The sequence below is a fragment of the Psychrobacter sp. genome (assembly GCF_036731945.1).
GTDB lineage: Bacteria > Pseudomonadota > Gammaproteobacteria > Pseudomonadales > Moraxellaceae > Psychrobacter.
Genome location: NZ_DAINDI010000089.1, coordinates 1 through 398, shown reverse-complemented (window position 1 = coordinate 398; position 398 = coordinate 1). Strand labels below are relative to the sequence as shown.

1 protein-coding gene is annotated in these 398 nt (G+C 44.2%); it reads left to right on the top strand.

All coding sequences use genetic code 11. The annotated features are described in order from the left end of the window. Positions 1 to 398 (top strand): 3-hydroxyacyl-CoA dehydrogenase NAD-binding domain-containing protein (locus V7D75_RS13385; protein ID WP_333614951.1); only part of this gene is annotated, 398 nt, incomplete at both ends.

Genomic DNA, 398 nt, shown 5'->3' with positions numbered 1-398 from the left:
CAAGCTACTTGGCAAAATGGTCGAACGCAAAAAGATGACCCCAGCGAAAATGGGCGAAACGCTAAGCCGTATCCGTCCAACTTTGAATTATGGTGATTTTGCAGAGACTGATATCGTTATCGAAGCAGTCGTAGAAAATCCAAACGTCAAGCGTGCGGTACTCAAAGAAGTTGAAGGTTTGGTTAAAGACGATTGTATCCTAGCGTCAAACACCTCGACGATTTCTATTACTTATTTAGCAGAAGCACTTGAGCGTCCAGAAAACTTCGTCGGTATGCATTTCTTTAACCCAGTACATCGTATGCCACTGGTTGAAGTTATCCGCGGTGAGAAATCTTCTGAAGAAGCGATTGCGACTACGGTTGCGCTAGCATCTAAAATGGGTAAAGTGCCAGTTG